Origin of the sequence: Microbacterium sp. UFMG61 (assembly GCF_015354505.1) — a bacterium.
Classification (GTDB): Bacteria; Actinomycetota; Actinomycetes; order Actinomycetales; family Microbacteriaceae; genus Microbacterium.
The window spans coordinates 198,732-210,393 of the sequence record NZ_JACAFP010000003.1; the positions used below are offsets into that span (position 1 = coordinate 198,732).

At 64.9% G+C, this 11,662-nt stretch carries 15 protein-coding genes; 9 read left to right on the forward strand and 6 right to left on the reverse strand.

Annotated elements, in window-relative coordinates:
- Nucleotides 1-768: 768 nt before the first annotated feature.
- The 3 genes from IXW21_RS04670 (at nt 769) to IXW21_RS04680 (ending at nt 3,039) form a co-directional block, all read left to right on the forward strand.
- Nucleotides 769-1,362 carry an RNA polymerase sigma factor gene (locus IXW21_RS04670; protein WP_323742167.1) on the forward strand — a complete coding sequence of 198 codons (594 nt, stop codon included), beginning with the start codon at nt 769-771 and terminating at the stop codon, nt 1,360-1,362.
- Nucleotides 1,328-2,473: a CU044_5270 family protein gene (locus IXW21_RS04675; RefSeq protein ID WP_194763097.1), complete on the forward strand. Its 1,146-nt coding sequence runs from the start codon at nt 1,328-1,330 to the stop codon at nt 2,471-2,473. Before IXW21_RS04670 ends, IXW21_RS04675 begins: the two co-directional genes overlap by 35 nt.
- A 167-nt stretch (nt 2,474-2,640) precedes the next feature.
- The gene (locus tag IXW21_RS04680; RefSeq protein ID WP_228528167.1) at nt 2,641-3,039 is read left to right on the forward strand and encodes a hypothetical protein; all 399 of its coding nucleotides are present in this window, start codon (nt 2,641-2,643) and stop codon (nt 3,037-3,039) included.
- A gap of 300 nt (nt 3,040-3,339) precedes the next feature.
- Here IXW21_RS04680 and IXW21_RS04685 read toward each other — a convergent pair whose 3' ends face one another.
- Nucleotides 3,340-3,603 (reverse strand): hypothetical protein, encoded by a 264-nt coding sequence (locus IXW21_RS04685; protein ID WP_194763098.1) that lies wholly within the window; start codon nt 3,601-3,603, stop codon nt 3,340-3,342.
- Nucleotides 3,604-3,720: 117 nt separating this feature from the next.
- On the opposite strand from IXW21_RS04685, the gene IXW21_RS04690 reads away from it, so the two are divergent.
- Both IXW21_RS04690 and IXW21_RS04695 read left to right on the forward strand, forming a co-directional pair.
- Nucleotides 3,721-4,026 (forward strand): hypothetical protein, encoded by a 306-nt coding sequence (locus tag IXW21_RS04690; RefSeq protein ID WP_194763099.1) that lies wholly within the window; start codon nt 3,721-3,723, stop codon nt 4,024-4,026.
- 55 nt (nt 4,027-4,081) lie between these two features.
- On the forward strand, nt 4,082-4,726 hold the full coding sequence (locus IXW21_RS04695) for a hypothetical protein (RefSeq protein WP_194763100.1): 645 nt from the start codon (nt 4,082-4,084) through the stop codon (nt 4,724-4,726).
- Between the two features lie 62 nt (nt 4,727-4,788).
- On the opposite strand, the gene IXW21_RS04700 is transcribed toward IXW21_RS04695, so the two are convergent.
- Nucleotides 4,789-5,352: a hypothetical protein gene (locus IXW21_RS04700; protein ID WP_194763101.1), complete on the reverse strand. Its 564-nt coding sequence runs from the start codon at nt 5,350-5,352 to the stop codon at nt 4,789-4,791.
- Between the two features lie 286 nt (nt 5,353-5,638).
- Between IXW21_RS04700 and IXW21_RS04705 the strand changes: the two genes are divergently transcribed.
- From IXW21_RS04705 to IXW21_RS04715, 3 genes are all read left to right on the forward strand, one after another.
- Nucleotides 5,639-6,523 (forward strand): phosphotransferase, encoded by an 885-nt coding sequence (locus IXW21_RS04705; RefSeq protein ID WP_194763102.1) that lies wholly within the window; start codon nt 5,639-5,641, stop codon nt 6,521-6,523.
- Nucleotides 6,524-6,949: 426 nt separating this feature from the next.
- Nucleotides 6,950-7,381, forward strand: coding sequence for an ArsR/SmtB family transcription factor (locus tag IXW21_RS04710; protein ID WP_228528168.1), 432 nt, complete (start codon nt 6,950-6,952; stop codon nt 7,379-7,381).
- Between the two features lie 2 nt (nt 7,382-7,383).
- On the forward strand, nt 7,384-8,361 hold the full coding sequence (locus tag IXW21_RS04715; protein ID WP_194763103.1) for an SRPBCC family protein: 978 nt from the start codon (nt 7,384-7,386) through the stop codon (nt 8,359-8,361).
- Nucleotides 8,362-8,465: 104 nt separating this feature from the next.
- On the opposite strand, the gene IXW21_RS04720 is transcribed toward IXW21_RS04715, so the two are convergent.
- Both IXW21_RS04720 and IXW21_RS04725 read right to left on the reverse strand, forming a co-directional pair.
- Complete coding sequence (locus tag IXW21_RS04720) at nt 8,466-8,882, reverse strand: DoxX family membrane protein (protein ID WP_194763104.1); 417 nt, start codon at nt 8,880-8,882, stop codon at nt 8,466-8,468.
- Nucleotides 8,883-8,928: 46 nt separating this feature from the next.
- Nucleotides 8,929-9,675, reverse strand: coding sequence for a ribonuclease H family protein (locus IXW21_RS04725; RefSeq protein ID WP_194763105.1), 747 nt, complete (start codon nt 9,673-9,675; stop codon nt 8,929-8,931).
- 81 nt (nt 9,676-9,756) lie between these two features.
- Between IXW21_RS04725 and IXW21_RS04730 the strand changes: the two genes are divergently transcribed.
- Nucleotides 9,757-10,809, forward strand: a complete 1,053-nt coding sequence (locus tag IXW21_RS04730; protein WP_194763106.1) for a mechanosensitive ion channel family protein — start codon at nt 9,757-9,759, stop codon at nt 10,807-10,809.
- A gap of 92 nt (nt 10,810-10,901) precedes the next feature.
- Here IXW21_RS04730 and IXW21_RS04735 read toward each other — a convergent pair whose 3' ends face one another.
- Together IXW21_RS04735 and IXW21_RS04740 are read right to left on the reverse strand one after the other, a co-directional pair.
- Nucleotides 10,902-11,117 carry a hypothetical protein gene (locus tag IXW21_RS04735; RefSeq protein ID WP_194763107.1) on the reverse strand — a complete coding sequence of 72 codons (216 nt, stop codon included), beginning with the start codon at nt 11,115-11,117 and terminating at the stop codon, nt 10,902-10,904.
- A 191-nt stretch (nt 11,118-11,308) separates the two neighbouring features.
- The gene (locus IXW21_RS04740; protein ID WP_194763108.1) at nt 11,309-11,638 is read right to left on the reverse strand and encodes a hypothetical protein; all 330 of its coding nucleotides are present in this window, start codon (nt 11,636-11,638) and stop codon (nt 11,309-11,311) included.
- Between the last annotated feature and the right edge of the window lie 24 nt (nt 11,639-11,662).

Sequence of the window (11,662 nt, forward strand, 5' to 3'; positions counted from 1 at the left end):
AGTTCCCGTCACAAACGTTCGCCGCAACCGCCAAACGGCAATGGCTTTCGGCTGATCTCGGACTGTCCCGCTCGTCTCTGCCCCGTCCGGGGTAAGAGGCGACGTTGGTAGACAATTTGGGCGGTTACCAGGCGTAGACGTTCTCGGAGATCTTGACCGCTCCTTCCGGTGCGTGAACACCGTCGACTACGACTTGGTACTTGCCTGCCACACCGTCGACCCCGACCGTGCCGCCACCGCAGCCCACCACCCACTCATCCTCGCCTGCGTCCGCGACAAGACAAACGGTTGAGTTTTCGAGGCCGCGAGCGAGCCAGAGCGAAGTGCCCGCATGCTCCCCGACGTAGCGACTCGTCGACGTCGTCATACGCATAGTCCGTGAGTTCCGGCAACTCATCGCGGCTTTCTCTTTCCCCTTCAAGGTCCGAGAATCCGACGGGGTCAGTACTGCAGCCAGAGAGAAGCGTGATCGACGCGAGAACCAGAGCTGTCGCAGAAGCGTAACGGGGGCGAGACATGGCCCCCCATCTTGGCTCACCACAACCAAGAGCACCACAGGTCGACCGCCAGGCAGCCGATAACGGTCGTTTGCGGCGCGAGCGAGTTGCTCGCCTTCAAACGGCTGCCGATATCGTTCTCCGAAACTCGCTTTCGGCGGAAGTTTTCGGCGGTGTTGCGTTTGGCCAGAGCCGTGCCGTGAGCGTCAAACGGGGATCGTGTCTTGCAGGATTGGTGTGAACCGAATCCAGGGAATCGAGCAATACGGATGTGAGCCCCGATAACGAGGTGATTGAACGCTCGGTCCTCGAGCCAGCTGTCTTCGAGACGGTGTATGCCCGGCATGCGACGTCGGTGTATCGCTATGTAGCGCAACGGCTAGGCGATCACGCGGCCGAGGATGTGATGTCCGAGACGTTCCTTGTGGCGTTCGACCGACGTTCGGCCTACGACGTGACGGTGCCGAGTGCAAGGCCATGGCTGCTGGGCATCGCGACGCGGCTAATGCACAAACACGCCCGCCTGGAAGCCATCGCGTGGAAAGGCGTGTCCGCGGAGCTCGCCGCGCAGATCACGCCGGACTTCATCGAGCAGGCCGGCGCACGCATCGATGCTGCACGGCTCACTCGACGGTTGGCGAAGGCCCTGCGGCGATTGCCAGAGGTAGACCGGGACACCCTACTGCTCTACGCATGGGGAGATCTCGACTACGTGTCGATCGCGGACGCCATGCATGTGCCGATCGGGACCGTGCGCTCGCGACTCAACCGCGCGCGGCGAAAGCTGCGCCGGGCGGCTGTACTCACATCTACCGAACAGGAGACGGATCATGGACGAGCTGACGCTGCTCCGCAACACGCGTGATGACTCACGTGAGCCAGGCCCTGAGGTGTTGGCTCGAGGACGCGCTGCCCTCGCCGCACGGATCGATGGCGAGACACCTGTGGCGCTCTTCGCGCAGGTGGGCGAGAAGACCACGTTCCGTCCGACACCTGCGCGTCGCCGTCGCACGGTCGCGTGGGCGGGGTTCTCCGTTCTCGGTGCGACGAGCGTGGCTGTCGCACTCGTGGTGACCAACGTCCTGGGGGTTGCTGGCTGGAACGGCGGAGCCGATCCAGCAGCGGCGAGTGCGCTCCACTCGGCGGCCCTTGCAACCATGGAAGTCAGCGATCCCATCGTCGGACCCGGCCAGTATCTGTTCATTCGCACCGATGGTGCTTTCGGTGCCGTCGGAACTCTGGAAGAGGACGCCGAGAAGATTCAAGCAAACGACGGAAACATCCTGCCCGAAGACAACGTTTCCATGATCGACAGCTATCACGACGAGCTGTACGTACCGGCTGACCGTGACGATGACTGGGTATGGATTCAATGCGGACGGCGGCCACTCCAGACGTTCGGTCCCAGATCAGAAGCTTTTGCCAGCGAACAGGCCGCGAGCTTCTACGAGTACGATTCGAGCGTCATCCGGCAATTCCCTGGAGGAATCGGCCCCGATGGGCGCAGCGTCGTCGGGTACCAGACCCTGACGGACACGAGCGTCAACGACGACGCACTCCCGCGTGACCCGGCCGAGCTCCTCAGCAAGATCTACGAACTGAACGGCAACGCTGGACAGTCTCGCGATGGGGAGGCGCTCGAGTGGATCAGAAGCGCCCTCTATCGAGGGACCGCGCCTGCCGAGTTCAGGGCAGCGCTGTACAAAGCGGCCGCACTGATCCCAGGCGTGGCGATCACGGATCAGCAAGCGACCTTGAATGGCATCACCGGCATCGCGATCGGACGGCTCGAACCGGCGAACAACGTCCAATACGACATCATCATCGACCCCGAGACCGGACAATACATCGGCGAACGAGAGGTCACACTCACCGCATACGCCAGCTTCCCCGCAGGGACAGCGACGAGCTGGACTGCCGTGACGACGTCGGTCGTCGACGCTGCGCCCACCGATATCGCGACCTGCGATAGATAGGCAACGGACATGAACCTCTACGGAATCAACCCGAGCGCGCTCCTCCTGCCTCCCACCCAATCCATCGACATCACGCCGGCCCTGTACGGGGTTCCTATCGATGTCTCTCCGACCGGAACCCTTCGATGAGCGCGACGAGACCACGCGCGACCATCATGCGATGCTTCTTGGCGGCTTTCTCCCTAGGGATCGTCGGTGTGCTCGGGACAGGTTGTTCTGTCGACGCCATGCTCTGGGGATCGGACGGCTCGCAGGTCATCGAGACAACGGAACGAATCATCGATGCTGCCTCAGAGGGAGACGTTGACACCTACGTGTGCGCGGACAGCGCGCCGGAACTCCGCGATCCCGAGGACTGGGAGGGGCTCTCAGCAGAAGAGCCCGGAGTGTTCACGCCCGAGTACTGGCCCGAGCAAGCGCCACTCGACCCATCGTGGAGCATCAACCTCTCTCTCCCCGCAGACCGCGTGAACCCCGGCGAGGAATACCCCGGCGACATCTTCTTCCGGAACACAGGCACCGGCCTCTGCCTCGTCGCGGTCGCGTGGTGGACCGTCGAGGAATAGGCGCACCTGGCCGGCCCCCACGAGCCGCGCGGGCGGATCAGCGGGCTTGAGACGAAATCGCGGCGACCGGCCACGTACCGCACGAGTCGTTGTGAGGGAGCGCCACATGTCACTAATCGACCGATATCTTGCCGATTCGGATCCAGCACCCGACGTCGTCGATCCGCCGGAAGGGTGCGCCAGAACTGAGTCGCTGGAGGTTCCACCTGGCCAGGGTCGGATTGGCCAGTGAATCACCCTGAGATGCAACCCTCGCGAACCCTAACGGCAAAGCAGGGAGTCGAGAGGTTGCGCGCCACGCTACGACTGTTTGCCGGCGTCGGGCCCGTGCGTGGCTTCGAAGGCGCGCACCTTGCGGCGGTAGTCGAACCAGAGCTTCACGCCGTACAACGCGAGCGCCAGTGAGAATACGAAGACGACCCAGTCGAGAACTTCGGTGGGGTCAAGTCCTATGCCGCGGAGCACGGCCAGTGCGCCGAAGCCGGTCATTGTGAACAGTGAAGTCAGACGCAACCGTCCGAGCGCGAGGCGCTGCTGGATTAGCGACGGCGCGGGCTTGCTCATGGGGCGAGCTTATCTGCACGGCAGAACACCGGCGCCTGGGCTGATCGCCCGCACTTTTTGAACCGGCCCGGGAGCCGTCAGCCCCCGGGCTGCCGCGATCTGTGATTGGGTCACACCATGACATCCCACCGTTCCGCGCGCATCGACTACACAAGCCAGTGCACCGTGATCATCACCTACAGCGACGGCAGCCGTTCGGACCGTCTGGTTTACGAGCGGCCGCAGCCACAGATCCCAGCCGGGCCGCTCAGCACGTTCGATCGCATTCGCCTCTCTCAGTTCCCAACCGACGACGAGCTGACGATCGAAGCGAAGAGAATCTTCGCTGATATGAAGCTCAACAACCGCATCGGAAAAACGGCATCGCTGGACTCAGTGTTCATTGCCAGAACCGCTGTGGCGGCTAGGGAGATGGGCCTGTAGTCGATGTGCTAACCACGCTCGCTGCAGATCGGATCGCCGTCACTATGGTGGTGGTGTGAGTACTGACGAGTCCGAGATCAAGGCGATGCAACGATCCCTGTATGGCAGGGGCGGAGTTGTCACGAAAGAGCAGCTAGACAAACTTGCCTCTCTCGAAGGAAAGCCCACCCCTCGTGTCAACGACGACTTGTCGGAGGAGACCCCGTCAGCTGAGGGCACGACCGAAACCCCTCGGGCGGTCGATTCTTCAACTGTTCCAGACCGTAGGTCGGCAGATGCCGCGCAGTCGCCCCTGGCGTCTACACAGAACACGAGCCGTAGGAGTAAGTGGGTGGTGGCGGCCGTCGGCGCTGGCATGCTCAGCGTCGGTCTGGGAGTGGGGCTCGGGGTTGGTATCGTCGCGACGAAAGCTCCCCTCGCGCATGCGGTGCCCCCATCTGCGGCCATGTTCGACACGGAGAGCGTCGTCTACTTCGGGGAGGTAGAGCAGTCTCGGGTGTGGGCGGCACGCGATCACGAGGGGAACCGCTGTGTGATCGCCGCGGTCGCCTCGGGTGAGGGGGGAAGCGTGGCATGCGAGGCGGATAGTTCGACCGTAGTTCTTTCCGTTCCAGACGAGGAGACCAACACGACTGTGCGCTACGTGATGTCGTTCACGAGCGATAGTCAATTGCCGTCGCTGGCTGCTTTTCGAGCCTGACTGGACACACAGAGCGGGTGCACCGGCTGTTGCCGATGCACCCGCTGTGCACGATTACTTCATTACGAGCGTGTGATCTTTCCGACCGTAACTGCTGACGAGAACACGGTCGTGTTGCCAGGGGTTGCGAAGTAAGCCTGAGTCAGGTTCGTGCCGTACCACGCAGTCGTGGTGTACGCGCCGGCCGAGATCTTGAAGGCCGCGCCCCACGTCCCGTTGTACACACCCGTGCCGCGGAAGCAATAGATCGCCTGTCGACCACCGCCGGCCTGAACGTAAAGTTTGGCCGGGTTATCCAGGCACTTCATGTCGATAGCGCGCGCGGCCACGGGAGCCTCCTCGGAGGGACGGGCCGCGATCTCAACTCCGGACTCGACGTCGAAAAGGATCTCCAGTGGAGCACCGGTCGCTGCCCCCTCAGCAATGAGCTCCTGGACCTCCTCAGGGGTCTGCGTCTCAGCAAGCGCGAACAGCTCCTCCCGCTGCTGAACATCTTCCTGAGACAGTCCGGGGATCTGCTCAACCTCGATCCCACTGTCGTCTGTGGATGCCGATGCGGGCGCGGCGACAAGGGCGCCTGCAAGCACGATGGCTGCAGCCGCCGACAGAACGTGACGAATCTTCATACTTCCTCCGGTCGTTCGTCGTCTCCGAGAAGCGGAGACTGATTGCTCGTTCAACCTATGAGAGAGAGGTCGGCTCTGTATGTCCCCCAAACGGGCGACACTTCCTCCTTGTGTCACGCGTCGGTCGCCGAAAACGATCGTTTGTGGCTCGATCAAGCTAATCGCGTTCGAGCCCCTACCGATATCGCTCTCCGCAACGTGCTTTCGGCGGACGATTTCGGTGCCCTTTCCGGGGATTATCGACGACTGTCGCAAGCTCGCGGGGTCGTCGAGTTAAGCTGGCGCGATGGCTGCTGCTTCCGAAGAGATCACCGCTCTATTGGTTCGAACCCTCGTGTCGGAGCAATTCCCTCAGTGGTCGGAGCTGCCGATCCGCCCGGTGGAAGTTCAGGGGTGGGACAACCGCACCTTCCGGCTGGGCGATCGAATGAGTGTCCGCCTCCCGAGCTCTGACGGCTACGTCCCCGGCCTGGTCAGGGAGCAGCAAACTCTCGCGATCCTCGGCGCGAGCTTTCGTGTCGCAGTCCCCCGCGTGGTGGCGACCGGAGCCCCCTCGGCGGAGTTCAAGCGACCTTGGTCCGTTCGCGAGTGGATTGAGGGGCACACTCTGGAGGCAGTCGAACCACCCGAGCGAGAGACAGCCATCAGTACTTTGGGCGACGCACTTAGGGAGCTGCAGGGATGCGGCACAGCCGGAGGCCCATGGGCGGGAAGGGCCTCTGCTTACCGAGGCTGTCACATCAGTGCGGTTGCCGAGGACGTTCAGGCCCTGCTCCCACTCCTGGACAGCCGCCACGCTGAGGGATGTCGCGCACTCTGGGATGCCGCCGTACGCACAGTGTGGACCAGGCCGCCGGTGTGGGTGCATGGCGATGTCGCTCCAGGCAACATGTTGTTCGATAGCGGCGGCCAATTGGCCGCGCTCATCGACTTCGGGCAGGCGTGCGTTGGTGATCCGGCTTCCGACCTGGGCTTCGCATGGTTGAGTTGCAGCCTTCGCGAACGTGATCGACTGCGGGAACGGCTGGAGCTGCCAGAGGATGCCTGGTTGCGAGGAGCTGCGTGGGCGCTGTGGAAGGCCCTCATCAGTTCTCCCCATGACGTGCTTGCGAAGTACGGGCGCCAGCGTGATGCCGTGCTGAGCGACGTGGCCTTACTGACGATGGGATAGGACGACTCTCGTTCCCGGCACGCCGAAAACGATCGTTTACGGCCGGGTTCCCGTGGTGGTGGGTGGGAGGCGCGACACGCCGAGAGTCGACCCGCCGTAACCCCCCGCCGAAACCGTAGGGAACCAAAACGGGTGGTGTATGGGTTTCGGCGCGCGCTCCGTCAACCAACATCCCGCCCGTATCCGGATCGAAAGTTTGCCTTCGACCGTCGTCGCGCATGAGTCCGCCTGACGATCTGACTTCCCCCGCGATCCCAGCTGGCTTCATCACCGGTGCGAATTGACCCGACCCCAGCGCTCTGCTTCAGATCGGACTCAGTCCGGGTCAGCCTCGTGTGGTCCGATGTAAAGCGTCTAGTCCGATCTGAAGACGCAACTCACGGAACCCCTTGACATCCGCTCCACTCAGGCATAACGTACAACCAAATGGTTGCACAAAGAGAACTGAGCGAAGCGGAGGTCGACCGTGTGTTCCACGCATTGGCGACGTCGACCCGGCGCGACATCCTGCGCCGGACGATCGAGCGGGAGCAGTCCGTCTCGACCCTCGCCTCCGAATACGAGATGTCGTTCGCCGCGGTGCAGAAGCATGTCGCCGTGCTCGAAGCGGCTGATCTCATCGTCAAGCGCGCCGAGGGACGCGAGCGGCTCGTCCGCGCGAACCCCGAGATGATCGCCCGCGCCAGGGCGCTCCTCGCCCGATACGAAGAGCTGTGGCGGTCGCGCATCGCCCGACTCGACGACCTGCTGGCCGGCCCTTCGACAAGCTCAGGGACCCAGAGCGTGGGCTCAGGGACCCAGGGGGCACCCGACACCAGCGACACCGCAGAAGATCCACGAAACGAAGAAGGAGTCTGACAATGCCTGTCACCGACGTCGTCACCGATGCCGAGAACCTCACGATGACCGTGGTCGCCGACCTGGCGGCACCGATCGAGCGCGTGTGGGACGCATACACCGATCCCCGTCAGCTCGAGCGCTTCTGGGGTCCTCCCGGATGGCCTGCGACCTTCACCGCGTGGGACCACACCGTGGGCGGCAAAGCCAACTACACGATGAACGGACCTCGCGGCGAGAAGGCCTCGGGAACGTGGGAGTTCCTGCGCATCGACTCCCCGCACAGCTTCGAGGTGCTCGACGCCTTCGCCGACGAAGATGGCACGCCCGACGCGAACCTGCCCTCGATGCGCATGGTCTTCACGTTCGAGTCGACCGCCGAGGGCACGCGCATGGTCAACACGAGCCACTTCGCGACCGCCGAAGCGCTCGAGCAGGTCGTGGCGATGGGCGCGGTCGAGGGCACCACGCTCGCGATGAGTCAGCTCGACGCCGTGCTGCAAGACCTCCGCGACTACGCCCAGGGCAAGGGCACCCGGGTCGAGCTGCTCGACGACGTGCACGTGCGCATCACTCGCCTCGTCGAGGGACCGCGTGACCTGGTCTGGAAGGCGCACAACGACCCCGAGCTCATGAAGAAGTGGCTGCTCGGACCCGACGGGTGGGAGATGACCGAGTGCGTCGTCGCGACCGAGGTCGGCCAGACGTATCGCAACTCGTGGGCGCCCGTGGGCAACACCGAGGGCCAGCCGTTCGGCTTCGAGGGGGAGGCGCTGCTGATCGATGCTCCGCGGCGCTCGGTGCAGACCGAGCGGATGATCGGGATGCCGGTCGAAACGCTGAACGACCTCAACCTCTATGAGGAGGACGGCGCGACGCTGATCACGCTCTACATCGAGTACCCCGACAAGGAGACGCGCGACATGATCCTCGCCACCGGCATGGCCGACGGCATGGAGACCTCGTACGCACGCCTCGAGCGGGAACTGCTCACGGTCTGACGTTCACGATTCAGCATGAGGAGGCGGTTCTCTCGAGAATCGCCTCCTCTTCTGTGCTCTCGCCCACGCTCATGCTGAATCGTGCACGAGCAGCGGCTACGAGGTCAGAGCGCGGCCTTGCGATCGGCGCGGCGTGCGCTGCGCGTCGACCAGATCGCCAGCGCGATGAGCACCGGCTGGAAGAACAACCGCACGAAACGCTTCATATCGGTGTCGAGACCGAAGGCATCGCGGTGTTCGACCCACTGGGCGATGTTGCCCGGGAACACCGCGACGAAGAACAGCGCGGTGAGGATGCCCACCAGGCCTCGCCGCTTGCGGGCGACCAGCAGGGCGGCGCCGAGGCCCACCTCGACGACACCCGACGCCAGCACGGTCACATCAGGATCGAGCGGCACCCAGTCGGGCACCTGCGCCTGGAACTCCTCGCGCGCGAACGTCAGATGCGAGACGCCGGCGAAGACGAGGAAGGAGCCGAGGAAGACCCGACCGATGGTGCGTGCGACATTCTTCTTCGACATGGTGCGAGTGTACGCGGGGGACCTGTCGAGGCAGCCCGGCGGTCGGTCAGATCAGGCGGCGGAGTGCCTCTTCGATCGAGATGCCCTGCGCCTCGGCGCTGTCGCGCAGGCGCGCGTGCTCATCGCTCGAGAGCGCCAGGCTCACGACGATCGGATCGTCGATGGGGGCGTCGAGGCCGTCGAGCAGGTCGGATGCCTCGGCCCAGAGCGGTTCGGCGACCGCCGTCGCGGAGGGCGACGCGGCAGCCGCGGGAGTGCGAGCCGACCTGGATGCCGGCGCGGCCGCAGCGATCGGTGCGGATGCGGCGACTGCTGCCCCGGCATCCGTCGCCATCGTGAAGCCGGGGCCTCGGCGCGGCTCCTGCTTCGCCTGGTAGGCCTTGGCCGCGGCGTTCGCTCGCTCGTCGGCAGCCTCGTTGAGAGGGTGACCGGCATGCCCCTTGACCCACGAGAACTCGACGTCGCGCCCGCGGATCGCCTCGTCGATGCCTTCGAGAAGGTCGCGGTTGAGCACGGGGCCGCCGTCGGACTTGCGCCAGCCCTTGCGCTTCCATCCCGGCATCCACTTGGTCACCGAATCGATCACGTAGCGGCTGTCGCACTCGATCATGAGCTTCTCGGAGACGCCCGCCGTCGCCTGCAGCAGCTCGAGCACCGCCCGCAGCTCGCCCTGGTTGTTCGTGCCGTGCGGGGAACCGCCGGCGGCCCAGTTGGCGTCGTCGATGTACCAGGCCCAGCCGTTGGGGCCGGGATTGCCCAGGGCGGAGCCGTCTGCGGCGGCGGTGATCGTCATCCCTCAACCGTAGCCGCGGCGGCCGACATGGCCCGCCTAGGCGACTTCGCGTCTGCCGCGCTGCCGACATAGTGTGGGCGGATGCCTACCGACTTCGCATGGGATTCCTGGGTCGGCACCGCGGCGGCGCTCGCCACCGCGCTCGTCGTCGCCGCCGGCGCTCTCGCGCTGCTCGCTCTGGTCGCAGCCCTCGTCAGCCGCAGGGTGCCGTGGGTCCGCGACCTCGCCAGACGGGTGCGCAACGCCATGATCGCGACGACGGCGGTGGTCGCGATCTGGATCGCCGTCGCGACCACCGAGCCCGCGACGCAGACGTGGTGGCCGGCGGTCTCGAGGCTCTTCCTGATCGCGACGATCCTGACGGGGTCATGGTTGCTGGCCGCGGCGGTCTCGTTCGGTTTCGAGCGCCTGATCTCTCGCGAAGAGACCCTTCTCGTCGGGCCGGAGGCGCGGCGTCGACGCACCCAGCTGCTCGTCATCCATCGTCTGGTGCTCGTCACGATCGCCGTGCTCGCGCTGGGGACGGTGCTGTTCACCTTCCCCGAGATGCGCGCCGTGGGAACGAGTCTGCTCGCCTCGGCCGGCATCGTGAGCATCATCGCCGGCCTCGCGGCCCAGTCGATCCTCGGCAACCTGATCGCCGGAGTGCAGGTCGCGTTCACCGATGCGATCCGAGTGGGCGACGTGGTCGTCGTCGAGGGCGAGTGGGGGCGGATCGGTGAGATCAACCTGTCATATGTGGTCGTCTACATCTGGGACGAGCGACGGCTGGTGGTGCCGTGCAACTACTTCACGACGAACCCCATCGAGACGTGGACGCGGCGTTCCGACAAGATCCTCGGCACGGTCTACCTCGACCTCGACTGGCGTGTTCCGATGACCGAGCTTCGCGCGGAGTTCCAGCGCATCATCGAGGCGTCACCGGCATGGGACGGACGTTCGTCGAGCGCGGTGGTCACCGACACCCAGGGCGGCTTCGTCACCGTGCGGCTCGTGATGTCGTCGAAGGACTCCGACGACCAGTGGACGCTGCGCTGCGAGGTGCGCGAGAAGCTCATGGAGTGGCTGCAGCGCGAGCATCCCGAGGCCCTTCCCCGCACCCGTGTCGACCTCGCCGCGGCGCGCGCGGACTGACCGTCCTGACGACCCTCCCCCTTCGTTCGAATCGCTTACTTTGCAGTTTTCCGTGGCGCAGAACTGCAAAGTGAGCGATTCGAAATCAGGTGTCAGTCCTCGGCGGGGGATTCTGCGGCAGGGGGCGCGGGCGCGACGGGGAAGACGATCGACGTCACCGAGCCGCCGGACTCCAAACCGATGCCGAGCGACAGCGGGTCGACCGTGGGAGTGGTCGGAAGCACCTCGGCCTCCGACCGATCGAGGGGCTCGGAGGGCAGTGCCCACTCGTTATCCTGCTCTTCGGGACGCTGCTGGAAAAGACCCATGGGCACCATTGTGACCCCGGTGGGCGCTCAGCGGATGCTCGATGGGCCTGATTCACACCGGATTGCCCGATTCGGGCGGATAGCCCGGGATCGCCCGATTCGCCCCGGATTGCCCGATTCGGGCGGGATCGTCGGGGTCGCCCCGGATCGTCCGATTCGGACGGATGCCGCCGTTCGGGCGGATGCCGCAGTCAGGTCACACGACGGAACGTGAAGTACCCCGTCACTGCTCCGTGGTTCACGACGCCGGTGCCGGTGCTCAACATGCGCGCCGAGGTCGTCGCGCCCGACTCCACGAAGGTGTAGCCGGTGTGCTCGAGGCGCCAGCCGATGCCCTCGACCTCGCCGAGGAAGTAGCCGACGCTCTCGTTGCTCGTGAACGTGTTGTCGGCCGACCCCCACGACGACGCCTCGCCGGTGAGGCGGCTGACCTCGACCTGCAGGTGCAACAGCACATCGCCGCGAGTGTGCGCGTCGCGGGCGAGGCCGAGCAGCCGTGCCGCTTCGTCAGTTGTCAGCATGATCTCCCCCTCACGCCGACGTCG

Coding starts and splice junctions, on each gene's coding strand:
- IXW21_RS04730 (WP_194763106.1), top strand. CDS start 9,757: ATGCCTACCGACTTCGCATGGGATTCCTGGGTCGGCACCGCGGCGGCG.
- IXW21_RS04700 (WP_194763101.1), bottom strand. CDS start 5,352: ATGAAGATTCGTCACGTTCTGTCGGCGGCTGCAGCCATCGTGCTTGCA.
- IXW21_RS04715 (WP_194763103.1), top strand. CDS start 7,384: ATGCCTGTCACCGACGTCGTCACCGATGCCGAGAACCTCACGATGACC.
- IXW21_RS04705 (WP_194763102.1), top strand. CDS start 5,639: ATGGCTGCTGCTTCCGAAGAGATCACCGCTCTATTGGTTCGAACCCTC.
- IXW21_RS04725 (WP_194763105.1), bottom strand. CDS start 9,675: ATGACGATCACCGCCGCCGCAGACGGCTCCGCCCTGGGCAATCCCGGC.
- IXW21_RS04685 (WP_194763098.1), bottom strand. CDS start 3,603: ATGAGCAAGCCCGCGCCGTCGCTAATCCAGCAGCGCCTCGCGCTCGGA.
- IXW21_RS04710 (WP_228528168.1), top strand. CDS start 6,950: ATGGTTGCACAAAGAGAACTGAGCGAAGCGGAGGTCGACCGTGTGTTC.
- IXW21_RS04740 (WP_194763108.1), bottom strand. CDS start 11,638: ATGCTGACAACTGACGAAGCGGCACGGCTGCTCGGCCTCGCCCGCGAC.
- IXW21_RS04690 (WP_194763099.1), top strand. CDS start 3,721: ATGACATCCCACCGTTCCGCGCGCATCGACTACACAAGCCAGTGCACC.
- IXW21_RS04675 (WP_194763097.1), top strand. CDS start 1,328: ATGGACGAGCTGACGCTGCTCCGCAACACGCGTGATGACTCACGTGAG.
- IXW21_RS04720 (WP_194763104.1), bottom strand. CDS start 8,882: ATGTCGAAGAAGAATGTCGCACGCACCATCGGTCGGGTCTTCCTCGGC.
- IXW21_RS04735 (WP_194763107.1), bottom strand. CDS start 11,117: ATGGGTCTTTTCCAGCAGCGTCCCGAAGAGCAGGATAACGAGTGGGCA.